The organism is Pseudomonas sp. OV546 (assembly GCF_900116845.1).
Lineage (GTDB): Bacteria > Pseudomonadota > Gammaproteobacteria > Pseudomonadales > Pseudomonadaceae > Aquipseudomonas > Aquipseudomonas petroselini.
Genome location: NZ_FPCE01000019.1, coordinates 46,161 through 70,878, shown reverse-complemented (window position 1 = coordinate 70,878; position 24,718 = coordinate 46,161). Strand labels below are relative to the sequence as shown.

At 57.7% G+C, this 24,718-nt stretch carries 38 protein-coding genes; 12 read left to right on the top strand and 26 right to left on the bottom strand.

Translation table 11 applies throughout. The features are described 5' to 3' along the window. Nucleotides 1–15 precede the first annotated feature (15 nt). Both BM403_RS28945 and BM403_RS28940 read right to left on the bottom strand, forming a co-directional pair. Nucleotides 16–396, bottom strand: a complete 381-nt coding sequence (locus tag BM403_RS28945; RefSeq protein ID WP_093546493.1) for a phage tail assembly chaperone — start codon at nt 394–396, stop codon at nt 16–18. Between the two features lie 3 nt (nt 397–399). Then, nucleotides 400–1,056, bottom strand: a complete 657-nt coding sequence (locus BM403_RS28940) for a phage tail protein (protein ID WP_093546490.1) — start codon at nt 1,054–1,056, stop codon at nt 400–402. A gap of 156 nt (nt 1,057–1,212) precedes the next feature. Here BM403_RS28940 and BM403_RS32715 point away from each other — a divergent pair, with 156 nt between their 5' ends. Next, nucleotides 1,213–1,563: a nuclear transport factor 2 family protein gene (locus BM403_RS32715; protein ID WP_371914035.1), complete on the top strand. Its 351-nt coding sequence runs from the start codon at nt 1,213–1,215 to the stop codon at nt 1,561–1,563. On the opposite strand, the gene BM403_RS28930 is transcribed toward BM403_RS32715, so the two are convergent. The 7 genes from BM403_RS28930 to BM403_RS28900 are packed head-to-tail and all read right to left on the bottom strand — an operon-like array spanning nt 1,560 to nt 5,912. Then, nucleotides 1,560–1,976: a phage tail terminator-like protein gene (locus BM403_RS28930; RefSeq protein ID WP_093546484.1), complete on the bottom strand. Its 417-nt coding sequence runs from the start codon at nt 1,974–1,976 to the stop codon at nt 1,560–1,562. The two genes, BM403_RS32715 and BM403_RS28930, sit on opposite strands and share 4 nt — an antisense overlap. Beyond that, nucleotides 1,973–2,629 carry a hypothetical protein gene (locus BM403_RS28925; protein ID WP_093546481.1) on the bottom strand — a complete coding sequence of 219 codons (657 nt, stop codon included), beginning with the start codon at nt 2,627–2,629 and terminating at the stop codon, nt 1,973–1,975. Before BM403_RS28925 ends, BM403_RS28930 begins: the two co-directional genes overlap by 4 nt. Further along, entirely contained in the window at nt 2,626–2,994 is a 369-nt protein-coding gene (locus BM403_RS28920) for a hypothetical protein (protein WP_093546478.1), read from the bottom strand. The genes BM403_RS28925 and BM403_RS28920 overlap by 4 nt, the downstream gene beginning before the upstream one ends. A gap of 16 nt (nt 2,995–3,010) precedes the next feature. Beyond that, nucleotides 3,011–3,514 (bottom strand): DnaT-like ssDNA-binding protein, encoded by a 504-nt coding sequence (locus tag BM403_RS28915; RefSeq protein ID WP_093546475.1) that lies wholly within the window; start codon nt 3,512–3,514, stop codon nt 3,011–3,013. A gap of 59 nt (nt 3,515–3,573) precedes the next feature. Beyond that, on the bottom strand, nt 3,574–4,158 hold the full coding sequence (locus BM403_RS28910; RefSeq protein WP_175538117.1) for a hypothetical protein: 585 nt from the start codon (nt 4,156–4,158) through the stop codon (nt 3,574–3,576). A gap of 47 nt (nt 4,159–4,205) precedes the next feature. Further along, entirely contained in the window at nt 4,206–5,171 is a 966-nt protein-coding gene (locus BM403_RS28905; protein WP_017528141.1) for a major capsid protein, read from the bottom strand. Nucleotides 5,172–5,183: 12 nt separating this feature from the next. Continuing rightward, entirely contained in the window at nt 5,184–5,912 is a 729-nt protein-coding gene (locus BM403_RS28900) for a hypothetical protein (RefSeq protein WP_093546469.1), read from the bottom strand. A gap of 131 nt (nt 5,913–6,043) precedes the next feature. On the opposite strand from BM403_RS28900, the gene BM403_RS28895 reads away from it, so the two are divergent. Further along, nucleotides 6,044–6,562: a hypothetical protein gene (locus BM403_RS28895; RefSeq protein ID WP_139238014.1), complete on the top strand. Its 519-nt coding sequence runs from the start codon at nt 6,044–6,046 to the stop codon at nt 6,560–6,562. 2 nt (nt 6,563–6,564) lie between these two features. Here BM403_RS28895 and BM403_RS28890 read toward each other — a convergent pair whose 3' ends face one another. The 5 genes from BM403_RS28890 to BM403_RS28870 are packed head-to-tail and all read right to left on the bottom strand — an operon-like array spanning nt 6,565 to nt 11,444. After that, on the bottom strand, nt 6,565–7,650 hold the full coding sequence (locus BM403_RS28890; protein ID WP_093546463.1) for a minor capsid protein: 1,086 nt from the start codon (nt 7,648–7,650) through the stop codon (nt 6,565–6,567). Continuing rightward, entirely contained in the window at nt 7,625–9,043 is a 1,419-nt protein-coding gene (locus BM403_RS28885; RefSeq protein WP_093546460.1) for a DUF4055 domain-containing protein, read from the bottom strand. The genes BM403_RS28890 and BM403_RS28885 overlap by 26 nt, the downstream gene beginning before the upstream one ends. After that, the gene (locus BM403_RS28880; protein ID WP_093546457.1) at nt 9,040–10,341 is read right to left on the bottom strand and encodes a terminase large subunit domain-containing protein; all 1,302 of its coding nucleotides are present in this window, start codon (nt 10,339–10,341) and stop codon (nt 9,040–9,042) included. The genes BM403_RS28885 and BM403_RS28880 overlap by 4 nt, the downstream gene beginning before the upstream one ends. After that, nucleotides 10,328–10,789 carry a DUF2280 domain-containing protein gene (locus BM403_RS28875; protein ID WP_093546454.1) on the bottom strand — a complete coding sequence of 154 codons (462 nt, stop codon included), beginning with the start codon at nt 10,787–10,789 and terminating at the stop codon, nt 10,328–10,330. Before BM403_RS28875 ends, BM403_RS28880 begins: the two co-directional genes overlap by 14 nt. 31 nt (nt 10,790–10,820) lie before the next feature. Then, nucleotides 10,821–11,444, bottom strand: coding sequence for a putative metallopeptidase (locus BM403_RS28870; protein WP_093546452.1), 624 nt, complete (start codon nt 11,442–11,444; stop codon nt 10,821–10,823). A gap of 76 nt (nt 11,445–11,520) precedes the next feature. On the opposite strand from BM403_RS28870, the gene BM403_RS28865 reads away from it, so the two are divergent. Then, the gene (locus tag BM403_RS28865) at nt 11,521–11,967 is read left to right on the top strand and encodes a hypothetical protein (protein WP_093546449.1); all 447 of its coding nucleotides are present in this window, start codon (nt 11,521–11,523) and stop codon (nt 11,965–11,967) included. 32 nt (nt 11,968–11,999) lie between these two features. Here BM403_RS28865 and BM403_RS28860 read toward each other — a convergent pair whose 3' ends face one another. The 11 genes from BM403_RS28860 to BM403_RS28800 form a co-directional block, all read right to left on the bottom strand. Then, the gene (locus tag BM403_RS28860) at nt 12,000–12,440 is read right to left on the bottom strand and encodes an Ntn hydrolase family protein (protein ID WP_093546446.1); all 441 of its coding nucleotides are present in this window, start codon (nt 12,438–12,440) and stop codon (nt 12,000–12,002) included. Between the two features lie 351 nt (nt 12,441–12,791). Beyond that, the gene (locus BM403_RS28850) at nt 12,792–13,136 is read right to left on the bottom strand and encodes a hypothetical protein (protein ID WP_093546441.1); all 345 of its coding nucleotides are present in this window, start codon (nt 13,134–13,136) and stop codon (nt 12,792–12,794) included. Further along, complete coding sequence (locus BM403_RS28845) at nt 13,133–13,471, bottom strand: MFS transporter (RefSeq protein ID WP_093546438.1); 339 nt, start codon at nt 13,469–13,471, stop codon at nt 13,133–13,135. Before BM403_RS28845 ends, BM403_RS28850 begins: the two co-directional genes overlap by 4 nt. A gap of 138 nt (nt 13,472–13,609) precedes the next feature. Beyond that, complete coding sequence (locus BM403_RS28840) at nt 13,610–14,071, bottom strand: DUF2158 domain-containing protein (RefSeq protein ID WP_093546435.1); 462 nt, start codon at nt 14,069–14,071, stop codon at nt 13,610–13,612. A 627-nt stretch (nt 14,072–14,698) separates the two neighbouring features. Further along, on the bottom strand, nt 14,699–15,376 hold the full coding sequence (locus tag BM403_RS28830) for a hypothetical protein (RefSeq protein ID WP_093546429.1): 678 nt from the start codon (nt 15,374–15,376) through the stop codon (nt 14,699–14,701). Further along, the gene (locus BM403_RS28825; protein WP_093546426.1) at nt 15,373–16,008 is read right to left on the bottom strand and encodes a recombination protein NinG; all 636 of its coding nucleotides are present in this window, start codon (nt 16,006–16,008) and stop codon (nt 15,373–15,375) included. Before BM403_RS28825 ends, BM403_RS28830 begins: the two co-directional genes overlap by 4 nt. Beyond that, nucleotides 16,005–16,520, bottom strand: a complete 516-nt coding sequence (locus tag BM403_RS28820) for a hypothetical protein (protein WP_093546423.1) — start codon at nt 16,518–16,520, stop codon at nt 16,005–16,007. The genes BM403_RS28825 and BM403_RS28820 overlap by 4 nt, the downstream gene beginning before the upstream one ends. After that, a complete protein-coding gene (locus BM403_RS28815) occupies nt 16,517–17,314 on the bottom strand; it encodes a hypothetical protein (RefSeq protein ID WP_093546421.1) in 798 nt (265 codons plus the stop codon). Before BM403_RS28815 ends, BM403_RS28820 begins: the two co-directional genes overlap by 4 nt. After that, entirely contained in the window at nt 17,301–18,278 is a 978-nt protein-coding gene (locus BM403_RS28810) for an SIR2 family protein (protein ID WP_093546418.1), read from the bottom strand. Before BM403_RS28810 ends, BM403_RS28815 begins: the two co-directional genes overlap by 14 nt. A 244-nt stretch (nt 18,279–18,522) precedes the next feature. Then, complete coding sequence (locus BM403_RS28805; protein ID WP_093546415.1) at nt 18,523–18,948, bottom strand: phage regulatory CII family protein; 426 nt, start codon at nt 18,946–18,948, stop codon at nt 18,523–18,525. 84 nt (nt 18,949–19,032) lie between these two features. Beyond that, nucleotides 19,033–19,233 carry a Cro/CI family transcriptional regulator gene (locus BM403_RS28800; RefSeq protein WP_032877429.1) on the bottom strand — a complete coding sequence of 67 codons (201 nt, stop codon included), beginning with the start codon at nt 19,231–19,233 and terminating at the stop codon, nt 19,033–19,035. Nucleotides 19,234–19,341: 108 nt separating this feature from the next. Between BM403_RS28800 and BM403_RS28795 the strand changes: the two genes are divergently transcribed. The 4 genes from BM403_RS28795 to BM403_RS28780 all read left to right on the top strand — a co-directional run bounded on the left by BM403_RS28795 (nt 19,342) and on the right by BM403_RS28780 (nt 22,595). Further along, on the top strand, nt 19,342–19,917 hold the full coding sequence (locus tag BM403_RS28795) for a helix-turn-helix domain-containing protein (protein WP_093546412.1): 576 nt from the start codon (nt 19,342–19,344) through the stop codon (nt 19,915–19,917). Next, nucleotides 19,898–20,776: a hypothetical protein gene (locus BM403_RS28790; RefSeq protein ID WP_093546409.1), complete on the top strand. Its 879-nt coding sequence runs from the start codon at nt 19,898–19,900 to the stop codon at nt 20,774–20,776. The genes BM403_RS28795 and BM403_RS28790 overlap by 20 nt, the downstream gene beginning before the upstream one ends. After that, a complete protein-coding gene (locus BM403_RS28785; RefSeq protein ID WP_093546406.1) occupies nt 20,773–21,654 on the top strand; it encodes a hypothetical protein in 882 nt (293 codons plus the stop codon). Before BM403_RS28790 ends, BM403_RS28785 begins: the two co-directional genes overlap by 4 nt. Before the next feature lie 701 nt (nt 21,655–22,355). Continuing rightward, entirely contained in the window at nt 22,356–22,595 is a 240-nt protein-coding gene (locus BM403_RS28780; protein ID WP_093546403.1) for a hypothetical protein, read from the top strand. Nucleotides 22,596–22,652: 57 nt separating this feature from the next. On the opposite strand, the gene BM403_RS28775 is transcribed toward BM403_RS28780, so the two are convergent. Further along, entirely contained in the window at nt 22,653–23,066 is a 414-nt protein-coding gene (locus BM403_RS28775) for a hypothetical protein (protein ID WP_093546400.1), read from the bottom strand. A gap of 202 nt (nt 23,067–23,268) precedes the next feature. On the opposite strand from BM403_RS28775, the gene BM403_RS31965 reads away from it, so the two are divergent. From BM403_RS31965 to BM403_RS28755, 5 genes are read left to right on the top strand one after another with little or no spacing between them, the layout of a single operon-like run. Then, a complete protein-coding gene (locus BM403_RS31965) occupies nt 23,269–23,433 on the top strand; it encodes a hypothetical protein (RefSeq protein WP_175538116.1) in 165 nt (54 codons plus the stop codon). A gap of 28 nt (nt 23,434–23,461) precedes the next feature. Beyond that, on the top strand, nt 23,462–23,740 hold the full coding sequence (locus tag BM403_RS28770; protein WP_093546397.1) for a hypothetical protein: 279 nt from the start codon (nt 23,462–23,464) through the stop codon (nt 23,738–23,740). Continuing rightward, nucleotides 23,737–24,174 carry a hypothetical protein gene (locus BM403_RS28765; protein ID WP_093546394.1) on the top strand — a complete coding sequence of 146 codons (438 nt, stop codon included), beginning with the start codon at nt 23,737–23,739 and terminating at the stop codon, nt 24,172–24,174. Before BM403_RS28770 ends, BM403_RS28765 begins: the two co-directional genes overlap by 4 nt. After that, nucleotides 24,171–24,362, top strand: a complete 192-nt coding sequence (locus BM403_RS28760; RefSeq protein ID WP_093546391.1) for a hypothetical protein — start codon at nt 24,171–24,173, stop codon at nt 24,360–24,362. Before BM403_RS28765 ends, BM403_RS28760 begins: the two co-directional genes overlap by 4 nt. Continuing rightward, nucleotides 24,359–24,553, top strand: coding sequence for a hypothetical protein (locus BM403_RS28755; RefSeq protein ID WP_012724020.1), 195 nt, complete (start codon nt 24,359–24,361; stop codon nt 24,551–24,553). The genes BM403_RS28760 and BM403_RS28755 overlap by 4 nt, the downstream gene beginning before the upstream one ends. The last annotated feature ends 165 nt before the right edge of the window (nt 24,554–24,718 follow it).

Below are 24,718 nucleotides of genomic sequence, written 5' to 3'. Positions count from 1 at the left end.
GTGCGCGAGAGGCGCTTAGGAGTTTCCCAGACGGGCTTCGCTGAAGGCTTCGGCGTAAGCGTTGAGCACTGCCTTCGGCGCCGAGTTGATCGAATTGACGAGGATGCGCACGTTTTCAGGAGTGAATTCCTCTTCGATATCCCAGCCCACCACAACATCCAGCAACTGGTCTGCTTGCAGGGCGATCTGGGCGGCGGTGAAAGCTTTGAGGTCCATGTCGCCGACCTTCTTGCCCAGTTCGTCGTGCCGTTCGTTCCAGCCGGTGTACAGCTCGGCGAGCGCAGTACGGTCCAAGTACTTGAACTCGAACTCCACCTTTTCGGCGTTGTATCCGGCCCGCTGGATCATCACCGGCGCCTTGAAGGTCGGCTTCTGGATCAATTTGAACTTGGCCATGGATTACACCGTGGCCGCGTAGCGGGTTGGACGACCGGTCAGGGCGATGCTGATGACACGAGTCATCAAATTGTTGCGGGACATGGTCGGCGTCGAGGTGATCGACACGTAGCCGTTGTAGATGATGCTGCTGCCGCCAGGAAGGTTGAGTCGGAGCAGGCGCGCTTGCTTGTCGTCGTCGGCGGCCTCGCAGACGTCCACATAGGGCTTGGAAGGATCATCGGCGACGGTGATGGTCAGCGTGATCGGATTTTTGGTGGTCGGCATCTGACGATCATCGTCGTCGGCCAGGAAGCCAAAGGTCAGAAACTGCTGATCGCCGCCGCTTGAGTTAAGCTCGGTGATTTGCGAAATCTCAGTGAAACCGGTCACCTCCCGCACCGAGCCAATGCCCGAGCCTGCCGGATACTGCTGGACGTTGACGGTATTCACGTTTTCCAGCGCGAAAGTGCCGCTGGCGATCTCGCCGACACGAATGCCTCGCCCTTCAAGGCGGGTCCATCCAGAGTTGACTGCAATGACGTCGCCTTCGGCCAGGCCATGCGCTGCTGCGGTAGCGACAGCTGGATTGGCGTTCGTCAAGGCAGTGAATGGGATCGCGGGGCCGTAAGTGGCTGCAATCTCAAAGGTGGCGCCGTTGGGCATTTGGATGCCAGCCATGGGTATTTCCTCTTTTCAGAAATGACAAAACCCGCACAGTGGCGGGTTATTGGGTTTGCCCTATGGGCTGTGGAAGTGCTAATCAGGTAACTCTGGGATGGAGCAAAGGGGAAAACCAAGGTGACAGAGGTCGCGCTACTCAACCTGCTTCAAGACATGGAGATCAGTTTGCATCAGACGAGTGTCCGGAATGATCGCGAACAACTCGATCGTCTATTGCACAAAGACTTTCATGAAATTGGTCGCTCAGGGGCCTTCTATTCGAAAGCTGATACCGTTGAAAGTCTGCCGAATCTGAGGTCTTGCGTTGAGATCCTAGCGCAAAATTTCAAACTGACCGTGATCTCCAAGGATGCTTGCCTGTTGGTATACGAAGCCTCCCAATCCAGCCGCGACGGAGCACCAAGGCAATACGCGCGGAGATCTTCGATCTGGAAGCTTGAGGCTGGCAATTGGCAAATGCTCTTCCATCAAGGGACGCCTACTCACCCGGTTGATCCTGGCTAAACGATGTCCGCTCTGTATTCGAACGACACCGGCACGGTGTATGTGGGCGGATCAGGAATTCCCGGACCAGTATCCACTGGCGACATCGTAACGACGGTGAGACCTGCCTTTGTGTCTCGCGCATAAAGCGGGAACAGCGTGGTCAACTCAGCCACAAGTGGGTTCGTCTTGGCTTTGCCGGTATTGGCAGGAGCCACAATGCTGACCTGATATACGCCGATGAATGCGCGGTGGTCGCCGGCGAGCGTGCTGCTCGCAGTATCGCCCGGGAGCAAGAACGCCCGCAGATAGGTCTCTCCGTCGGCCGGGTCGTATTGGACGTTTTCGAACACAACTTTGATCGGCTCCACCTGGGTCTTGCTCCAGGCAATCAGCTTGGCCTCGTAAATGGACGCGATAATGGCGTGGCTCATACCTGGTTGTTCCTTGTGGCTTCGTCGACGATCTGCTGGAAGCGGGCAAGGGTAATCCGGACCATCCCACCAGGGGCCTGGGTCGAATGCCCGTACTCCAGCGGGATGCCGTACGGAAGATTGTTCACGATGTAGGCTGTCTCGCCAGCCGTAAGTGCCTGGACCTGTAGTCGAAGCTTGGCCAGCGTCACGCCACCAGCAGGATCGACCTGGTCAAGGGTGCCTTCTGCCGGCGCGCCAATGGAAAACTGCCAGTTCCCACGGAACCGCCCACCGACGTAGTCCCTACCCGCGACCAACCCGTTCACGTTGAAGTTCTGGTCGCGCTCGGTCTTGGTCAGGGGTTTGGCATATTTCACACCGCGTCGCAGCCTGCCAGCTTTGGTGAAGTTCGATTCGTTGAGGTTGATGATCGTGTTGCGCACTGCGACCTTGAAATCGTAGTCGTCGGCCGCCTGGGTGTTCGCCTGCCGGTGCGCAATGTTCGCCGCCCAGATCTCTGGATTGCCCACGGGCGACATGCGGATGACGCTGCTGCCGATCTCGATAACGATCTCTCGGATGGTTGCGTCGATACCAACCTGGGCGCGCTCAGCGAAGTCGCGAATGTTCTCGGCGAAGCTGCCGTTCATGCTGGCGTATTTGTTCGTCATGAGCGCACCTGCAGCTCATAAAGAATCGGCGTGCCTGCCGGGTTGATCTCTTTCAGCGGCGGCACGATTGACCAGGTGCGGCCTTGGGCCACGACTTTGTCGAGAAGACCCGGCACCCAAGTCAGCCCCTGCGCGGCGATCTTCAGCTTTTTGTCGCCCTGCCTGATCAGGCTGTTGTTCTGAAATTCTTGGCCGGTGAAGTCGAGCAGGATGCCCTGGGCGATTTGCTCAATAGTGGCGCCAGGCGCCTCGCCGCCAGTCTCTGGGTCGTACTCGCCCTGCTCCGTCTTGCTGATCGTCACGGGTTGGCCGAACTCTGTAATCATCTCCAGAGCCATCACGGCCATTTCATCGTAGAAGGCCATGTGGACTCCGTTGCGGCTATGCTCGGATTGCGAACAGTCCGCGCTTTTTTAGGTAGTCGGCAAACTGCGTGGCGCTCGGCCGATCAGGCGCCGCCGGCAATAATCGACCGCTGGAGTTGGAGATCGTCGCGTACTCGCGAGTCACTGCACCCTCGACACGCTCCAGCGTCACAGCACCCTTTCGTTTGTCGATTGGATCAATGTCGTCCTGATGAATTTCAGCGGCCAGGGCCATCTGCCCGTACTGGATCCGCGCCGGCAGATAGTTGTTCGGCTTGATCTCGTGGTCCAACAGCACTTCCCGGCGCGGCCAGGACAGCCCCTGCTCGCTGTTCGCCTTGCGACCCTTCCAGGTCATGCCATCCATCGCCAAAGCGGCCCGGCGCAGCAGCGCTTCCTGCTCGGGAACACCCGCGGGGATGACCGTGCCGAATTTCACAGCATACGTGGCCAGATCCTCAGCGCTCGCATAGCTTTCGGCGTCAGGCTTGCCAGTCCCATCCTCGATAATGAGTGTCATGCGTCAACTCGCTGGAATGGTTTGAAGATTGGCCGCCGGGTCACCGGCAGCCAGCAGTATCACTCCTTGGCCAGCTCAGCGACGAGCCTTTCCAGGGATTCTTTCGATGCGTTTGCCCGGTACGGCACTTTGGCTTCGTCCAGCTTCGCTTTCAACGCCACGATTTCACTGGCCTCGTCAGTCGGCGGTGCAATGGTCGCCGTCTTCAGCACGTCCAACTCTTCACGCAGCGCCTTAACGGTAGAGAGCAGGCCGTCGCGTTCAGTGGTCAGGGTGCCAACCGAGGTATGGATGGTTCCGAGCAGATCAAACAAGCGCAACGCCAGTTCGCCTGACTCGGGACGGTGAATCTCGCCAGCTTCCAGGCCACCAATCAGGATCTCGATCGATCCATGCTCAGCACGCAAAGCCGCAACGACTTTTTCGAGTTCGGCCTGTTTGGTGGCGCCAACCATCTGCACCCGCTTAGCCTCCCTCACCGACACGTCAATACCGGCCGCTTCATATGCGTCGACCACGTTTGGCCAATCGCCAATCACCAGCACGCTGGTAACACCGGCTTCAGGCTTATCGAAGTGTTCCGGATTGCGGTAGCGCTTCTCCGGGTCGAAGCCGTTGAGCTGGTTGCTGTAAGTCAATTCCATGTGTTTCTCCAAGGCGGCCATCGCTGATCGCGCGTTGAGTTTTTGGCTTAGCCGCCAGTTGCAGGAGGCGTTGCAGTCAGCTGGATCATCACGCCAGCGGTGACCTTGTTACTGCCCGCGTGCTTGACCCAATTGGCAGCGGAACCGACCGCAGCCAGGGTTGGGTTGGAACCGCCAGTGGTGGCTTTCCAGCTGTAACCCAGCACATCGATGTTCACGGTGCCTTCAGCACGGTAGCCAATGCTCAGGTTCTCTTCGTCGTTCACTTCGTAGGAACGGAAGCCCGGCGCCTGCGACTCGGTGATGGTTACGGCGTTTGGCAGCAGGCCGAAGATCACATCCGCCGGCGCGGTGTCGGTCACCAGTACAGGCTTACCCAGAGTGCCCGGCAGGCCGCCGTAGATCACAACGCCAGCTTCTTCGTAGATCTTGTTGGTGATGGCTTCGTCGACGATGTCGAAGTAGGCGCTGGAGTGCATGACCCACAGAGCGATCCGGCCGAATTTGTCGCCGAACTTGCGCATGCCGCGAGTCAGCGTCTTCTTGCCGTCGGTTTCGATGTTGGCCGAAACCACCATGTCAGCGTTGGAGCCGATGGCGGCACGAAGGCCAGCAGTTGCGTACTGGATGAAGCCTTCCAGGGTCGCGTCAGCAACGTCGGCACCGACGATCTGGGAGAACTCCTCGACCGGACGACCGCGGCGCTTGAACGCCTCTTCGGTGGTCTGGTACGGGCCGTACTTCCAGGGAGCCTTGACGCCGACAGCTTCGCCGGCGCTGATCTTCTTGGCAGTAACCTTGCCTTCAGAGTTGACGTCGCGGTGTTCCAGCGAACCGTTCAGCTTGTAGAGCGCACGCTTGCGGAAGTCACCTTCAATCAGCTCGTTGTCCAGCACCATCGCGCCGTTGGACGATGCGTTGAACACATCCAGGTTGTCTTGGACACGCTCCAGGTATGCAGTTTGCGCCTCATCGTTGTAAATGATCAGGTCGCTGTTAACGGTTGTAGCCATGGGTCAATCCCCTTACTTGGGCAATTGCAGATATGCGGTTTGGCCGTGCTTGCGCTGGAAGTCGCGCTTCTGCTCGGAGGTCATTTCGGAGCGCTTGAATGCAGCCTTGCCGCCACCCCCGCCCGGGGCAAATGTCCCTGAAGCCCTTGGCCACAGATGAGGTGCGCTTTCGCGCAGAGATTCCGCCCATTCGAGCGGAGTCAGAGGGGTCTTGCCGTCTTTACCGAGGATGACCTGGCCGGATTCATCAACGGCGACTGCATCGCCATCTTCGTTAAGGGTGAACACGCCTTTGGCGCGCAGGATGATGTCGTCGGTTGCTTCCGGCAAAGCACCAGCCTTCAGTGCTGCGCCGCGTACCGAGTCGCCCAGGACTTTGCCCTGGAACTTGGCAGCGAAGGACTCAGCTTTCTCGGCACGCTCGCTGATGGTCTTCAGCTGCTTGTCGTAGTCACCGCGAAGGCGCTCAGTGCGGCGGTTGAAGACCTCGTCGACCTTGCCCTCGGTCAGCAGCTTGGTTTCTTCGTCCTGGCCGGCGCGACTGAGCAGGCCTTTGACTGCGTCGATGTCGATGCCTTCAAACTGTGTTTCAAATTGGGTCAGCTTGCCGGAGGTTTCCTTCAGCTTGCCCAGCAGTTCCGAGTTCTTGGTTTTCAAACCCGAAACGGATGCTTCAACGGCAGTCGCGATAGCGGCCTTGATTGCCGGGTTTTCCAGGTCGATTTCGTTTTCTTCTGCCACGTTGATGCACCCCTTGGGTTGAGTCGGCCCACTTTGCAGGCAATAAAAAACCCGCCGAAGCGGGTTGTGTTCAAAGTTTTGGGCTGTGAATATCCGCCCGAAGCCACTTGGCAATATGAATAAGGATGACGATGGGCCAGCCTCTTTTGCGGAAAGGTCGTTTCTTTTCTCTACCAGAAACGATAACGGTAGCGGTCGTTACTTCAGTAATCGCGCTTATCGGAGCCCTTGGTAGCTCCGCAATTACACTGATGGCGAGCAATGACACCCTCAATCAGAACCGCATACAGAATTGCGTTCAGCGAGTGGATAAGCACGAGGACACTCTTCGAGCCAAAGGAGATGCATTTCTCAAAAGCATCGCAAGCATTACAACCTACGCCTATAGCCCTTTGAGGGACGACGCTGGCTGGAACGAGCGAGCTGAGACCCTTATGAAAAACGCATTTATGGTTTCTGTATATGCGCCAGAAATCTCCGTACAAACCCTCGAGGTATCCAACGCAATGCGTGAAACCCTCAATGTGTCCGACGAAGAAAAGGCAAGTGTTTATAAGAAATTAGAAAGCGCGGCTCGCCATTGGCCAAAACTGTATTTCGAACTTATGAAAACCCTTGAGGCCGAGAGATCGAAATGCGTCAGCTCTTGACATTACATTCCTGCCGCTTCGAATGCTAAAGGCTCTAGTCCCTTCATCTGCGCCAGAGTTAGCGGTGCGAAGTTGCGATCAAGCTGCAGCTCGGCGAAACGCTCAACGGTCAACCCGCCCTCCCTGAACAGCTTGCCCCGGACGGGGCCGATGGCGACGTCCTGGAACGAAGCAGGCTGCTGCTGAAGCCAGTGGTAGTAATCGAGGTCGGCACTGACCTGCTGTCCGCCATCAGCACCCACCGAGGCACGCGTAGCGCCTTTGGCGAACATCACGCTGAGCTTGGTTAGTAGGATGAAGGTGGTACGGCAGCTCGGGTGGAACGGCGGCCGAGGGCCGGACTCCACGGGGAACTTGCGCTTGTCCATCGAGCGGCATTGCTGGCTGGTCTTGCTGTCCAGCGTCGCCACCATTTGGATCTCTTCGACGATATCCGTATTAGCCTTGGCCACCTCCATACGGGCCTGGGACGACACATGCTGAATCGCGGTGTGCACGACCGTGCTGGCGTTGCGGTTGGTGGTAGCCAGGATGCCGTCTTTGTACCCGGCAGCCTTCGTGCCGCGGATGTTTCGGATGATCTGGAAGTTCGTCTGCCCTTCGAAGAACCCCTGCCGGATGGTGCCGATGACGCGCTCACGTTCGGCGCCGGTCCAGCCTTTGATGAAGGCCTTCAGCAGCTTCCCGCCACCGGTGCCGCGTACGCTGAGCGGGTTGGTCAGTACTGCGGTACGAATTGCAGCAGCCGTCGGCGCAACCACATCCAGCGACACGCCCACCGGCGCTGATCTGGCCAGGCTGGTCGCCTCGAACTGCGCCTCGTAGTTGGCGATATCCACCAGGTCTAGATTCAGTTGCGTGCTGTAGCGGTCGAAGATGCCCAGCAGCAAGCTATCCACGTCCTTCAGCAACGCTTCCAGGCGTTTGACGTTGTACTCAGTCAGGTCCGACTGGGTGAGTCGGTCACGAATAGAGCGGTCAATCTCCTTGAGAAACGGGGCGAACTTGCCCACCTCCCCAGCCTTGAGCTTTTCGAGGAAGACCGCGTGCCGGATAGTGGCATCAAGTACTGCCGGATTTACCGCCATTTAGTTTGTCCTCGTCGTCCAGGCCCAGGCCGTCACCCTGCTCTTCCAGCTCGCAATCGATCTGCAGGTCTGTGCGCTCTGGCGCGATCAGACCCAGCTTGCGCAGGTAAGCTCGAAGGTCTGCCTTGGCAAAGCCGCGTTGCTGCCACAAGCCAACCAAAGCCGTGATCATCTGCGGATCAGCAGTCAGCTCGACGAACTCCTGATTCACCTGGTAGGCAACCTTCTTTTCGGCAATCCCCATGTAAGCGCAGCACCACATGATCGCTCGCGTGTATGCCTCGCTGACGTTTGCCACACAGCCAGCGAGCACCGATGTGGATGCCGACTGATCGCCGCGCGACTCGGTAGCGGTCTTGGTGGCAAGTGACGCCACCACCATCCGTGCGCCCAGCTCAATCATCATCTGGTTCTTATCGGCCATCGCCTCCTTGACCAGCGTGTTAGGCGCCGGCTGTGCGTAACCGAACTGGCCGCCAGCCGGCAGCATCATCGGCGCCCTGGAGCCGACATAGACGCCGTTCTTCTCCATCCAGTCGCGCCACTGCTCGTCCAAACCCGAGATCCATGGCTGGGCCTGGCCACACCAGAAGACGCTGTCTTCGTAATCCGCACTGTTCCGGTAATGGCCCAGGTTGATCATCGCGATGTCGTACAGCGGCGACTCATCGATGCTTGGGTCGTTGTTCTGCGCTCCAACGAAGGTGAACGGGATCTCCTTGAGGCGACCGGTTACACCTTCGGGCTTGAACTCGTCGATGACTGCCAGTGGCCCGCCACCTTTCGGCCCGGACCGACGCCAGACACGGCAAACGAATCCGTCATCCTCAAGCGCCAGCTCCCGGTACTGCTCAGCCGTCTTGTAGCCGAACCCTTCCGGGATCTCCGGCGACTCGCGCAGCACCACCAGGGTTAGCACGCTGTGACCGTTAACCATACCCGTGCGCCAATTGATAATGTCTTCTGCGCAGTAGGAAAGGATCACTGAGTGCCCGCCGATGCCGTCGTCTTGGTGATAGTCGACGTACAGCCCGTGGCGGCCAGCCTCAAGCACCTTCTCAAGCGTGCCTTGTGAATGCTGGTAAATGCTCACCCCGGAGCCGTTGGCATTGTCTTGCAGGTATTCAAGCTTCGCCGGCACCGTGAGGGTCGGGTCTTTATGGAAGGCCAGGCCCAGCAGCCCGTTACGGGTGTGGCCAGTGGCGTTCTTGAAAACTGCGCGCTCGCGATAGGCCTTGTTCCGGTCTTCGTTCTCCGGCGACTTGTCGTGTGCGTTGATGTACGGCAGCCGGTCGACAACCCGGTGCTGCCCGGCACAGACATCGCGGACGGTCGCCCAGCGGTCTAGCACTGCCGTGTATTCCGCCCGTTTGAAGGAGACGTCGTTGCTCATCGGGCGTATCCCATTTTGATGGCGGTGACCGGTTTGATGATCGGGTACTCGCGGTGGATGAAGTAGCCGCCTGCGTCGTTCGCGTGATCGATACCGGCGGTTTTATCTGGCTCCCCGTTCGTGCCCCACACTTGCTGTTCCAGGCCATCGGCATAGGTTGGGCAGGTGAACGGGTTGACCAGGTAGCGGCGCTCGCCCTGCGCATTGCAGAAGACGGCGTTCATTGCGTTGATTCGGTCCTTAACCGGCGGGTTTGCCGCTGGAGCGATGACCGCGAACCCGGCCTGTCGAAGCATTGCAAGGTCAGTGATGCTGGCGTTCACAGACTTGCGCGAATCGCCCGAGGCGTCCGGGTAGATCCTGATTTCGCAGGTCTTTTTGAAGTCGTTGCCGTCGTGCTGCCAGTAACGCTCTTTGATACGGCGGATCATGTCGGGTGTGTCGTAGCCGTCAACCAGCTCATCCACAGCCCTCGGCAACCCTTGGTCGCGCTTGACGTGAGTGATGGCCGCCATCTTGCCGACGTTGAAGTCCATGCCGATGAACAGAGGTTCGCCCGGCTGAACGGTGTCGAAGCACCCATTCAGCTTGCGGTCGTAGGCCGTGTAGATCGTGCCGGAGGTCAGGTTGACGAACTGGCCGCGCAGATACGCTTGAATCAGCTGCGGTGGGTACGACTCCATCAGGGATGCGATGTAGTCATCCGGCAGGTTCAGTTCGTTGTCGAACGTGCTGGCCTGCACCAGGCCGTACATGTCGTTGAGCGCGGGTTTGTCACGTAGCTGTTTCACGAACTGCTGGTAGACGAACTTGAAACCCTCAGGCGTCGTCGTTACGTCCACCCCGTTCTTGAGTCCGGGCAGGTTGTAACGCATCCGCGCAATGATCTTGCGCCAGGCCTGCTGAGCCTTCAGCAAGCTCATCACGTCCAACTCATCGACCAAGGCCTGGCCGATCTTGAAGCCGACGATGGTCTGCGGCTTCTCCATCGAGCGACAAATCACAGTGCCGCGATACTGCCGGCCGCTGTAGATATGAACCTCGTGGTTCGCCTGGTTGATCTTTGTCTTCAGCCCCCAGTCATAGGCCACCTCATCCATGGTCGGATAGAAGATGTCCCGGATCTGCGGGTAAGTCGGCGCGAAGTAGCCAGCGTTGACACCGGGCCACTCCATGAAGTGCTTGCTCAGTGCCGAGCATCCCACCCAGGTCTTGCCCGAGCCGAACCCGGCAACGAAGGCGCGGAATTTGTGGGGCAGCGTGAGGAACTGAGCCTGCGGAACATTAAGGCTCGGCATTCGGCTTCCTCGCATCCACCACGTCGACCTGGATACGGGTCGGGATCACCGGTTCATCGCCCGCCTCTTCCTTCCTGGCCCGGTTGACGTAGATGTCGCCAGTTTCTTTCGCGGCTTGCTCGAGAATCTGCATAGCCAAGCCGATGTTCTTCATCGTCTCGGCCTTCTCCACGAAGCGGTTCATGGCGCGCAGGCGGTAGGCACGGTTGGCAATCGGGATATCTACAGTCTCTTCCCTGAAGCGCTTGCGGCACTCTTCAAAAAACGTCTTCCACTTCTGCCCGAGGTCCCGACCGGAATACTTGGTTGGGTCGTATCGCTCACACAGTTGGCGGGACACCTCGATGCCGTATTGCTCCTTGACGGCCTGACAAACCTGACTGGGGGTGTCAAAGCAGGCCAAGGCTTGGACAATAAAGGCCTTCACCTCATCTTTCAGGGCTGCCATAGATTCGTTTTCCGTCAAGGGCTGTCAAGGATTAAGCCAGCTTGAGCAGACAGGTTCCGCAGGCCCTCGCACTGTTCAATTTCCCCACCTCGGCAGGACTGTTTGCAGCATCCACCAACGCTTGAACGTCAGGGCTTGCACCGTAGCGGCGGACCACACCGACGAACTCTTCGACGTCGTGGCCCTGCAGCTTGATCTTCGGTGCGCCGTCTTGGGTGAATGCTGGTTGACCGTACTTGTCGGTCGCGTGAGCCAGGTGATAAAGCTCGTGTTCGATCAGGGCGCAGAACTCAAGGTCGCTGCACTGGGAGCAGTAGTCAGCAGCCAACGTGATGATGAAGGCCGGCACATCACCGAACCAGTCACGCATCTGCTGCTCCATCCGGGCTTTCTGCCAACCGCCGGCGCGGAACGCTACCTGCTCAGCCTGACCCAGAACTGTCCGGCCCTGCTTGTTAAAGCTCGACGACGCCCACATGACCCGGATGTCTGCATCCAGTAAATGGGCATGGTCTTCGTTGTGGATACGGCCGGTGTCGACAAGGATCTCGGCCTGGAGCCATTCCCATACTTCGGGAGCTGGAGTTAGGCGAATGCCGAAGTCGGATAGGTCGGACAGCTCAAGCAGTGACGATGGAGGGTATGGCCTATCCATGGATCACCTTGAGCTTGAAATAGTGGCGCGTTGCCGGTATTGATGGCGGCTTCCATAAGTAAGGAAGCTCACCTTCATGTCTTTTGCTCTTGTTCGCGCCGCTGCAACCTGCCTATTGGCAGCTACAACTCTCCTCGGATGCGCCTCTGCCCCGAAGGAAACCTGGACCAATAAAGGCCCATCCGAAATTGCCACAGAGCGTGGGCAAAGAGCCTGCTACGCAGACGCCAACATCATTGGCGGCGAACGGGTTTTCGGAATGCTATGCGCGGCACCAATCAATGGACTTCTTACTGATGGCGATCCAGTGATCATGGCTGGCCCCGCTTATCACCGCCTCTTCAAAGTGCACCTAAGTGAGACGATAAAAGGGATTAATGTGCCGCTCGGCGACAAGACTGGGCTACTTCAATGCGACCCCCTCAAGACCCACGCCGATAAGTCAGCCCCTGAGACCGCCTGCAAAATCACCGTTGATGGGAAGATGGTCGTCAGCACAAAGATTACCTTCGCCGACAAATAATTAAGGCCGTGCCGCACTCACCTGCGGCACACCTACCCAGCCTTGGCCTGATCGATGATAACCGTGCGGATCGTGCCGCCGGTGTTGGTGTCGCGCTTTGCGGCCATCTCAATTGCCTGGTATGCACTGGCGCCCATGTCCATCGCAGCGAACGCGAACGGCGAGCCACTGCCGATGGCGTATATCCGCGCATGCAGGATTGGCGTCTTCCAGAGCCCGGTGGTCTCGTCCACTGCGACATGCATCAGGCTCTCGCCATCAGCGACAAGGGCTGATGCGTCAATGTTGCCTTCTGGCTTAGCGCCGAAGTACACATCAACCAGGCGCTGATGGTCAGACACTGGGCCGGCGCAGAAAAACTTCACGCCCTTCTGCTCGATGCACTTCTCATAGGCGTCATCCGTGATGATGTCGCCACGGGTTACCTGGGAGTCATAGGCGATCACGCCGTCTTTGTAGGCAATGGTCGTCATTGTTGCCTCTATCTTGGATTGAAATGCCGGGTGGATACCGGTATTGATGTCGATCACCCATTACAGAGTTATCAACCGCCATGGATATCGTATTCATTGTTCAGAAGAGGCCGCGAGTCAGAGCTGTAGTGCAGGGGAAGCGAGCAGGTCAACCGGTCGAGCCACTTCCGCTCCAAGCAAAATGCTACAAGGCAGTCGACACTCGAACTGGCGACTACCTTGGCGAGTTCGATACCGAGGCTGAAGCCCAAGCGCTTTGCAACCGACTGAACGCCCAGCTACCCCAGAACAAGTCACGATAGTTGGCAAATTTCGCGCCACGATTGGATGCATTCGAAAACCTGGCGCGAATTACTTAACCCGCCGCTCGACACCATCAGGCGCCTTGTCACAGTGCAGGCAGTGCTCGCAGTTCAGCGTCCGACACAGCCAGAGCTTTACCCGCTGCCAGTACGTGACCATGAAGATGTGCCGGGCACCTGCCAGGGCCAGTGACACATGCAGCGTCAGGCCAGCACTGGTCGGGCCGAAGAAGATGTTCTGGCTGCGGGCCATTACAACGAAGCCACTTATCGCGATCGTCGAGTAGATCAGCTTCCCAAGGATGCCGTCCCTCACCTTCCCGCTCAGTACGCACCAGGCAGCCCACAGCGCGATAAGGCCGCAGGCGATGGAGTTGATCAGTTCAAGATTCATGGTGGATTGCCTCCCCCAAACCGCTGGCGAATGAGCGCCCAGAGGTCAGCGGATTTAATGGCTCTGTTAATGGCCGCCAGGAGCGAGCCGCCGAAGGCACCCAGCAGGAAGCCGATACCAGCGACGATCTTTGGCTCTGTCACGCCCAGGTAAGTGCTGACCATGCTCGTGAGGTAGATCGAACAGGCCATGCCGGTGATGAGGAAGATCATCCAGGCACGCCAGTCGTTCAGGTCGTCCTTGTGCCACCAGCTGGCGATCACAACCCCAACGAGGCCCGCGATCAGTAATTCGAACCTGTCGATCTTGTCGAGCAGGCGCTGTAGATACTCCATGCGCTCGACTCCGTGGGGCATGACTTGGATTAGAACGGCTCCAGCAGCACTCCCAGCTCGGAGCAATGGGTGTGGTGGAGCCGAAAATGAAAAAAGCCCCGGCTCAGGCCAGGGCTTTTCAAAAACACATAAAAATCACTAAATAGGTTTGACTGTTCCGATCTCGAACTCGTCTTTACTTTCATTCTTGCCTTGTATCCACTTGCAACCAACGAGATCGTGACGCACAGAACCGGTATTTCTCACAACCCGACCACCAATGCCCAGGGCACCAACACTAAAGTCTTTGGGGCCGCAACGATTCACAATCATCCGGGGACCACCCGAAGCGAGCTCAACCATATCGCCTTCCTTCGGATGATACATTTCTGTCGAGCCAACAAACTCCAGCTCCACCTTTTTCAATATCTTCCTACGCGACTCAGACTTTTCAAACCATTTGCATTCAACGTGATCGTGACTAAGCGTCTGCGGTACAACCATCCTCGCCGTTACGCCCAAAGCGCCGCCAACCTTAACAGGGCCAGCGTCAATCACCGTCATTAGCTGATTGTTAAGTTTATAACGAACCACATCGCCCAGCTTCAATGCTTCACTCATCGCGAGCCTCCTTTTCGTGTCGCTACAAGATGGGGGCTAGCGAGAAAATTTCAAGAGCGATCCACTGTACTGGGCATCTTTTGAAAACGAAAAAGCCCCAGCAGATGCTGAGGCCCTTGATTTGTAAAGGCATCTTACCGCGGCAGCTTCCTACACGGCATGCTTGCCGGTTCTGCGCGAAGCTCTGATGAGATGCATCGGTCTATGGTTTTTTGGGGCCGAGGGAGCTCTTGCGCTCTTCCTCACGTTGCTTGTCCAAAAGTAGAATTCTAATGTTCTGCTTCTCCACCAGCGTGCCTATGAGTGCACTAGCGGAAGGCCAGTCCACGAAAATCCCGACGACCTCATCGCCATCCCAGACAACCCACAATAACTTCGGAGGGTTTGAAGGCAGCCCCACACCCGAAGCCATCTTCGCTTTGAGATTTTTTATTTGTGTAGGGGTAAGTTGTTCTGCAGAGATCCTTCCCACTTTACGCTCCAGCCTCAGATTAGAAGCTAATAGCATGACCGATTGTCGCCCAACAAAAAACCCGGCTCTTGGCCGGGCGGGGGTATTGATGTGCGTTTCGCGTTACTTGTGCACTATGGGAAAAGTACGCGCAAAACCCCGTCATGTCAATATGATTATGCCGCCTCTTGATCTTTTTCCGAGTGAATCACCTGCCATAGCGGTTGTTGAGCCTGAATATCCACTTCTTTTATCACTTCTTTAAGGGATTCCCATAGGTCGAGCCAGTCACGCGTCCAGTTCTTCGGATCGATGGTGACGCCGAAGAACGTGTTCATCTCGGCGGCCACCCGCGCCGGGCCCCACTCAGCAGACCCGGCCACCTCCCCCTTGTACGACTGCAGGGCCAGGGTAACCAGGTACTGCGCCTTCACGCGCTTGGCCGATGTCAGATCTGGCAGCGCTGCTTTGGCGGTGATCAGCAGCACCGCGTTCAACAGGTGCTTCATGTTCATCGCCGGGTGGTACAGGTAGTGCCCGAACTGCTGAACCTGGAACGGGAGCGTGTCGATTGCACGCAGTACTTTGCCGATGGTGGCCAGGTGCGCAGCGCGGGCGGTGGAGCGGCCGGCGGGAGTACGGCGCGTCTCGCTTATGCTTATCTTCTGGCGCACAACCTGAATGCGCTCTTCCTTGTCATCCCCCAGCGCAGCGAAGACCGCCTCGGCCCGGCGCATACGCTGCCCCTTCTTGATAGGTGCTGATTGGGCCTTGTCGATGGCTACAGCGCTGATCGACGCGTTCGATTCGTGCTGAGCCTCAGTCCATACCTGTCTTGCGTTGATCAGCTTCATGCAGCTTCCCCTTTTTTCAGCTCTCTGGTCATTGCCCGGTACTTGGCCTTGATGACCTTCATCTCTTCCACGGTGTACTTGCAGGCCGGGTGCAGCCCCTCCAGCCAGGCCACCTTCTCGACACCAATGCGCAGCACCAGGCGAATGCGGTACTCCACGGCGTTGCCGGAAAGGTTGCGGTTGCACTTCACACACTGCCGGTGGATGTTCAGCGGCTCGAAGCGCAGCTCCGGGCAGGCACCCACGGATCGGTAGTGCCCGGCGTCCCACCGGCTGCCGGTCATGAGGTCGTTGTCGTTCGGCGTCGAATCGCAGCTGATGCACGGGAGGTGCGCGTCGCGCAGGCGGATGTACTCGTTCACCGCGGCCTGAGCTTCGCGCAGGTGATCCGCCCTGCTCTTCAGCTTCTCCTTCCGGACCTTTATGTCGCGGCGCCCTACTTCAGCCAGGGCCTTGCCAGCGATTGACCGGCCCTTCTCGGATTTGCCGTGAGCGATGGCGCACTCGATCTCTCCGCACACGGCTTGCGCGGCGCGGGTAGGCACGAACATCACTCGGCACTCTGGGCAGCGTTTACGCCGAGGCCCGCCTGACTTGAGTGGAGTCTTGCGTTGCAGTTGGGTGCGCCTCATGCGGCCTCCTTGAATGCTTCAAACTCGGCCATTTCGGTCAGGCGCTCTTCCGTCAGCGTTGGCCAGTCATGCAGCACCAGGTACGCGCAGCACTGGCGCCAAAAGTCTTGGAAGGTCTCCTCCCCCATCGAGTCGTAGGAAAGGCTGCGGGGTGTCTTGCGGGTGAGCTGGCCCAGGCCAGGAATATCGAACAGCTCCTCGTCGCAGTACACGCCCGACTCCAGCTGCAGAGCCTTGATCGCATCGTGGGACTGCTTGCTGGAGAATCGGTCGATGTTCTGGCTCAACACCCGGCCCAGACCGTGGACCAAACCGTTGAACCTCGGATTGCGCGGCTGCTTCAGATCGGCGCGGATCTTGGTGTTGATGCGGAAATCACGCTCACGAAGGATCGACCGGTCAGCGTTGGAGGACGGCACGAACGCGGCTACCTCCTTGCCGGTGGCAGGATCAATCAGGCGGCGCAGCACCAGGTACACGGGCATTGGACGGGGCTTGGCTGGCTTGGTCATTGCGCCACTCTCTTCGCTTCCAAATCCTGGGCCTGCTGGATCAGCAGCGCCCTGCGATCCGCCAACTCGTTGGCAGCCTCAATCCGAATTTCGTCCTGTCGCTCCGCGCTTGCCTTGCGCATCTCCAGCATTGAGGTCTTCACCAATTCCAGCTTCTGGCGCAGTGCCGGCTCTGGCCGAGTAACAGCTCCTGTCAGCAAACCCGCAACGGCACGCCCGTCTTCAGTGATCGGCTCGACGCTCAGGTCTGCCAGGTACTTCTGGCCGTGCTCGCGGGGAATCCGCTTCAGCTCCATGGCCTTGATCACGGCCTGAACGCGGCGATTGGCGTCGAACCCTACAGAGACGTGCCAACTCACCGGCTTGACGTCTTCGCGTGCCTGGCAGACAAACCGCTCGTAAGCGCTGATGAACGCCATGCGGGCCCCCACATTGTCACCGGCGTCGAGGACAGGCTTGGCAGCGGCCAGGGCAAGCTGGATTTCGTCTGTCAGCACCACGGTCTCGAATTCGTCGTAGGTGGTCATGGCGATTGCCCATGCCTCGTCCTTCCCAGGGCGGCCGTCGGAGGTCTGGACACGCTGCAGGATGTCAGCCATTGCCAGCTTGCCCTTCACTTCGAAGCGGCACGCCTTCAGCGCCGCCTTGACGACGGGTACCGGGTAGGCACAGAGGTCTTCAGCCATCATCGCAGCTGTGCCAGGGTTCATTTCCTGGCCCATGGCCTCGGCCGTTGCGCAGATGGCGGCGGCAAGCCCGGCGACCTGCTGGTCGTTCATTTCAGAGGTATTCATTGCGGTCACCTGATTGGCGTTTGTCCAGGACCATCTGAGCGGCCTGCTCCGCTGCGGAGTGGTTCGCCTCTGTCCGCTCCATCTGGCGGGCGGTTGTGCCGTTGATGCGCTGCCCGGTGACCCACTGGGTGTGGTAGCTCTCGGCATTGGCCAGCAGTTCATTGAGGCTGTGGCACTTGCGCAGGACAGCGGCATCGCTGGTTTTCAAGAAGTGGGCGGCGACATGGTGGGCGACGTCGGCGCCCAGGCGGTCAACCAGTTGGCCGAGCTGACCACCGACCTTGGCGTTCCACACCGGCCAGGCGCTGTAGCGCTTGCGGTAAGCCATGGCGTAGTTCGCCCAGACCTTGAAGGTTTTGCAGGTTTGGTCTTTGGGGCCCGGCATGTCGGCGGGGATCTCGACCCGTGGAGTGTCGGTGCGATCAACCACCAGCACCAAGCCGCGGGACTGAGCCGGCTTGCCGGTGGCGTCCTGCAAGTCCTGACTGGTTTCCTGATTGGTACCCTGATGATTGGTATCCTGATTTGTCGGAGATTTATCCGACCCTTGGCCGGATTTTTTTCCGACCTTGCTCGGAGATTTATCCGAGGTAGATCGGATTTTTTTCCGACCCATATTGTTTGGCGGGGTCGGATATTTTTCCGACCCATCAAGCTTATGGTTCCACTCGATGGCCTTCTCGGTTAGGCGAAAAAGCGTGATGTTCGAAGTACTGGAAAGCTCAATCAAACCGGCCTCCTCCAGGGCCTTCAGCATGCGGTAAGCGGTGTCCGGCTTATCAGTGAGCAGCGGCAGCTCCTCGATGATCTTTGCCTTGCTCAGCGCGAAGAAGATCCCGTCATCGGTCTTGATTGGCTTGGTCCAGCTCGGGCAGCCGTAGACGAACGCGAACAGCAGGGCCTGCTGAGAATTCAGCCCCCACTCCAGCGCCTTCACCTGGTTAATCGTGACGGTGTATTGCATGTCAGGCCGCCAAGGGGACGGAATGTGAGCTAATACGCGCCACGCTTTCAGATTGCGGAAAACGTGGCGCGAGATTGGTAGAGCTATTGATATGTGGCGGGGTTTGCATATAATCGGTCTCACAAAGTGTTATCGAATTAGCCGACCTCGACCGTCGGCTTTTTTGTGCCTGGGTTTATGGTCCGCATAATTGATAGTGCGAAGCCAAAGGGCACTGATCCGCGCATGCGCGGGTATTTTTTGTTTAGGCGGCTTTTACCGACTGCTTGAACACTTCCAGACTGACGATCACTTCCTCGGCTTCCTTTAGCAGTTCGGACTTCTCGCGTGTGCATACGCGGCCATCGGCCTGGGCGTCGAACGCAAGGCGGGTCACATCGGCCAGGTCGGCGTGCAGGCGCAGTAGCGCGGTGTTGAGGTTGATGCCCTCGGGCTTTTCCTTCGGCACCAGGTCGAAACCAAACGCCTCGGCCCACGCCTTCAGCGGACGGAAGTCCTGGGTGAACTTCATAATCCGGTGCAGCTCCTGGACGTTCAGCTTGTGGCTGTCGTAGTCCGGGTTCGCCTTCTGGGAAAGCAGCGTCTTCGAAGAGAAGCTGGCGCCCTCTGTAATCCGCCCTGCTCCGTGGTCGTCAACCACGTCATAGATCGCCTTCATCAAGTCCTGCATGTAACACCTCGAAATTCTTTACGTGGCGCCCTGCAGGTGCAGAGGCGATCATTTGCTCAATGGAACGGCGGACAGGGATGTCGCTTAGCTGGCGAGACGTTGATTCTGCGAAGGAAAAGCTCTCACCTCTTCTGCTGTACAAATCCCATTCGGGTGAGGGGTGACATAGATGTCACGGCCGATTCGAATGGCTTTACTGATGGCGCCCTGCGTCATCCCCAACAGAGCTGCAGCCTCGCTCTGCCCAAGCCAGCGGGCAAAATCAGTGATGTGAATTCGGTTCATGGGAGTGATCTCCGTGGTTCTTCATGCACGGATATTACCTATGGCATTTTTAAAAGTAAATGCCATTGGCATTTGTAGCTATATTACCGATGGGAATACGATTCAGGGATGAGCAAGAAACCCCTACCGCAAGAAAAAAAGGATGAGTGCCTTCGGCTGAAGGCATTGTTCAATAGAAAGAAAAATGAGCTTGGCCTGACCCAGGAGAAGCTGGCGCACGCCTTAGAAATCAATCAAAGCTCCGTCAGCCACTATCTGAATGGTGTTAACCCGCTCAATCCTTCGATTGCCGCCTCGTTCGCGAACATATTGAAGGTGGATGTTCGTGAATTTAGTGAGCGCCTCGCCAAAGAGATTTCTCAAATGGCGTCATCCATCGACCAGCGGCACACCGGATCTGGCACCGCCATCTCGCTGGATGGAGAAGATTCGTCCAAATCTGATCGTGACTTTACGGGTGCTGGCAAGAGAGCAAGGGCCCTGGCTTTGGCCGCAAGCCCAAGGTCTAGATCGGCACTCGAACGGATTGCCGAGGCCGCAGATTCTGGGCTGCTGAGCGAGCAAGATGTTCTGCTATTGGAGGCTATCGCCACTCGCCTTTCGATCAGGATCCCAACCAAAACAGAATCGCCTCATCAGCGTTTAAGGAAAAAGCTGACTCCAAATGATCCAGTTCCTGAATAGCGACTGCTTCGGCGGTCAATTGCGTGACCCAGTAAAAACGGGGCTAAACCCATTATTCCGCGCAAAAATTCGGGTCGGTGACGAGTCTTTGCACTGCTACGTTAAGCCGATCCCCGATAAAGTTTGGGAAAGGCCGGGCACCTACGAGTTTGAGTCATCTGAAATCGTAAGCGAGGCAATCGGGTATGCGCTGGCCGGTATCGTTGGTCTCCCGGTGGCCAAGAATGCAGGGGTAATTGAGCTGGATCGCGATCAAATCCCTGAGAGAGTTCAGCGCGCGCTCGACTTTATTTCTCCCTCGGGCCCACAGAAAAGCTATTTGGCGTGGTTCTCGCAAGACACGACGTATCCCAATCTTGTGCAAAAGCACGTGGACGGTTTTCCTGATTTTATGAAGGAGCGTCGAGCAAAGAGACTTGTAACGCAGCTATCCAAGAACAAGTCTATCCCGGCAATTTTGTCTTTTGACGCATGGCTTCAAAACTCTGACAGGCACCTAGGAAACCTACTTTGGGCGTCTAGCGGTTCGTACACCCTGATAGATCACGGAAGGCTATTTGTGTGGCCTGACTGGACTCCAGCCAAGCTGAGCGGGGCAAGGAAGTGCCCAAATAGGCTGATGGAAATAATCGATCTTTATGTGCCTCAGTGGAGCCAGAATCTACCCGTTCGAAGCGCTAGGCTGCTCGCGTACAATTCTTTCTCTGTCGCGTTTCGGGATGGTGGAGCAGAAAAAACAACGGAAATGCTATCGAGCTTTCTAGGCGACGAGGGGTCGACCCAGGTGGTCGACTTCATTGCCGCGCGTCTGGATAATGACCGATACTCCAAGGAACTTGGAATGCTGGCAATATCATGAATATCTCCGAAAAGCTCAGAAGTCGCATAGGTGGCGCACCCCGCCAGGAGCTCGTGCGTGGCTCCTGGAGAAGCATAAGCATGTGCCTTGATCCTGATGCAGGGGAGTTCCTTAATGTGGGGGTTGCCTTCCAGCATGGCGTGCAAGTCGAGATTCGCATGCTCGACACCTTCCAGCGCCTGGCTTGCTTATATGACGGCCGAATCGATCAAAACGATTTGGTGCATTACCTTCAGGACGTAGAGGCCACGCTGCTGAGTTATGGCGGCAATCTCCCTGACTTTATCGGACACGATGTTCGACTGGGAGAGGCCCTATTTGCATCTGGCGCCACGGCAGAAAGCGTCGTCGATGAGTTCTTCAATGACGTAGTGACCCTCGCCCGCCCAAAATTTGGAGCCAAGCGTGACCACTTCCGCTATCACTCCACACCCAAGCTTAGGGACGGCGTGCTGAGAATTATGGAAGAAAAAATGAGGCTGAAGGCATCCCGCATTATTCAGCAGGGAAGATTCAGCTTAAAAATGAAAGGGTCTGCGAACCGCATCGAAGTAGACGTCCCCCTGCTTAGCAGTGACGCCGCCGGCACAATTGTCTCTGCGTGGTACAAGAGTCCGCTTGTGGTTGAGCATAACATCCTGCAAGCAGCCTCGGACATTCTGCTAATTACGAGCAACTCAGATCGAAAAGGGTCTATTTCGGTACTCATGCCCAATTCTGATAGCGGCATGTCAGCAGAGGAATTTCGGAAAGTCCACGACACGGCCTTTCGCCAGATGGATCGGGCCAGCAAGGCTGGTGTTGACGTCATCGAAGCAGTGTCGACTGACGCATTGGCCAACCAAACAATCGAATGGTGGGACGATAGAGCTGCATAACGCATAAATCATCCATCAAATCAGCCCGCCTAGTGCGGGCTTTTTATTGCCATCGACAAATATTATTACCAATGGCATTGACAGCAAATAATGCCATTGGTAATGTTTGTTTGTCGCAGCGACACACAGCCACTGCGAAGGGCCTCACAGCCCGACGCTCTTTAACAGCTCAGGAACTTCGCAGATCGATCCCCGGCAACGGGCACAGCGCGAACAAGAAATTCGATCTCCACGCCAGCTCTGGAACTGGCCGCACCTTCCACATGAGGGTGCGCGAAACCACGCAAGCCAGCCAGGAAGAACACCGGACACGAAATGTGTGACCTGGCCAGAGATATGAATCGGGCGATGCGCGTGGTGGAGATGAAACACCGAATTCAAGAATTAGCGGGCCCGATAGCTTCGGCTGGGACCGCCGGACCTCATGCACCCTGCCCACCTAACCGGGCAAACGAGCTGCAGCGTGCATGTTGTAGGGACCTGTGATCCAAGACGAACAGATGCTGATTGACGCCCTGGGGAGGAAGCTCACCGCCAACCTACGAAGACGAGCGGCCAGCCCTGCAATCAGCAGCGGGCAACGGGCCACACCGCTGACGCAACATACCCGGTCTGACGCCAGTAGCGTGACCGGGGCTTCACCGATAGGCCTTGGCGACAGGGATTAACGGGAAGCCAACGGAGCCCTGGAGGGCAGCGCAATGTTCAACTTCACCAGCACAGAAAAAAACGGAAAGACCATCGCCCGTCTGGGTGAATACAGCGCTCACTTCACCAGCAGCGCTCGAAACACTCGGATCACGGCGGTCGTGATCGCCGATGAAGACAGCGGAGAGTGCCGCGCTACTGGTTCGCTGTTCTACCACTACGACGCCATCGCCCAAGGCCATAGCCATTGCGACACAGGCGCCCGGCAATATGACAACAGCGTACTTGTTTGACGCAAAGCATCACAGAGTAGCCTTCTCGCGAAGGCTGCTTGGGATGCTGACCCAACACTAACGATGCTTGCGAGAGCTGATTAGCTTCTCGCATCTATCAGACACCTGAGGGTGGGATACAGCCACATCAGACAGCACGCGGTACATCTCATGCTCGTCCGGAAACGGGTACACCTCGAGGTTAAGAGCAATCTGAATCTTGCGCAGATCTGTGCCTTCGACAAGCCAGCGCTCAGCGGTGCGAGTCATCGCTGATCCGTTGTCATCCGTCTGCCAGGCAAGAAAGTCGAAGAGCCGGGCCACCTGCATGAAAGCAATCGAATCGGGAATATCGGCAAAAAGCCGGTCAGCCAGATTTTCCTCCCCAAACTCAACCACTACTGCACGAACAGCGCTGAACGCTTCAGTGTATTCAGGCTCGCTGCTCTCTGCCGCGATCACGCTTAACGCCCTTTCAACAACCTGACGCATAGCAATTCCTTGCTCCGAGAAGGAGTGTCGATGCTACCAGCCTTCAGTGCGACTCGCTAAACGGCCAGCGCCGCCGTAGCCGGGAAAGACCGGCACCCTTCCCCACCTCTATTACGTCAGCACTCCTCCCCCGCGCCCATCGGCAACCAGCGGGAGGCATGAGTGTTGACGAATACAGGTGAACAAACGAATGGAGAGAGTCATGAGCGACCTGATTTTGAACATCCGTTTCTGGATGTGGCACTTGCAGATTACCTACCGCCTGCGGGTCCGCGTCAGCAAGAACGAATATCACCGCGCTAACCCGGATGGCCGCTTCGCGATCTACGAGTTTTCGCCCAGCCGGATTATGTGGAATTTCCGGTAACGCCTAACCCCAAACACTGGAGGTCGCCATGCATAACTGTACTGAAACTCAAGCGGTGTGCCGAGGATGCGGCCTCAAGCTGCGCGGCTCGCCATCGTGGAAAGGCGGCCTCGCCTATCACCCGGAGCCGAAAGGCGAAGTCCACCAATGCCACTACGGTGGCTGGGTCTGCTCGCGCCGCTGCGACATCCGCGCCTGCGTCGAGCTGGAAGGAACGATGCCAGGCTGCGGTGGCGTGAACGGCTACGAGCGGCTTTCCATCTACGCAAAAGAGAGCATTGAGCGCCACTGGCCGGAGGCAGCATGAACGCAGCATTGCAGATATGCCAGGAGCGTTACGACGCTCAGTTGCCTCCAGAGGTCAGTGAGGCGAGCGCGGAACAGGAGTGGCTGGAACACTCGGCGGAACAGTTGGTGTGCGGCATGGACATCAAATGGAAGCGCCGCTACGGCCAGCCGCAGGTGGTGACGTTTGATCGGTTTTGCACGTACCTGCAAGGCATCCTGAATCAACGCCAGATCGACGGACTTGACGAGCGTGACTCGTTCGCCCGCCTGTTCCTGTCAGCGATCCTGGGTAGCCAGAGTGAAGCGCGCAGCCATGCAGCGGACTTACTGGGCAATGAGCGCCCAGTCGAAACGGTTGAAAGGTTCGCCATGGACCTGCTCCGGCCCTACGCCGCCGATGCAGTGGCAGCAGAACGGGAAGAGGCAGAAGACGATGTGGATGCCGACCTATGAGCCCGCACGTCGCGATAACCACCGCCCTACTAGAGCTTGAGCATCCGGACACAACAGACCTGGCCGAGTCGCTGGCTGAAGGCCTGATTGTCCGCCACTTCACTACCGGCGCCATCAACGCCGAAGAGTTCCACCACTACAGCGCCTGGCTGCTGAAGACCAGCCGGCAGCGCAAGGAGGCAGCATGACCACCGCACCGGTTAAATCGCTGATCGACGAGCAGCTCGACGACATCGAGCGCCGCATTGCCATCCTGGGCTTCGGCCTTCCCTTCAACGAGCTCATCGGCCGCAAGCGTGAGGACCTGGTGCGGGATCTACCGCAGCGCCTGGCGCCAACCATGAAGGGTGGGCGGATTGCGGTGAGGGTTCGGCCTTGACTCCCCACCAGCGCACCCGGCGCCTGCTGATCTGGCGCGGCGCCTTCCCTGTCCTTGCCCTCTTCACCTTTCTGATGTTGCTCAGCGCCCTCGCTGATCGAATCACTCAATAACCAACACCTTCAATCGCTGCGAGCATCGCGGCAAGGAATCCCCATGTCCGCA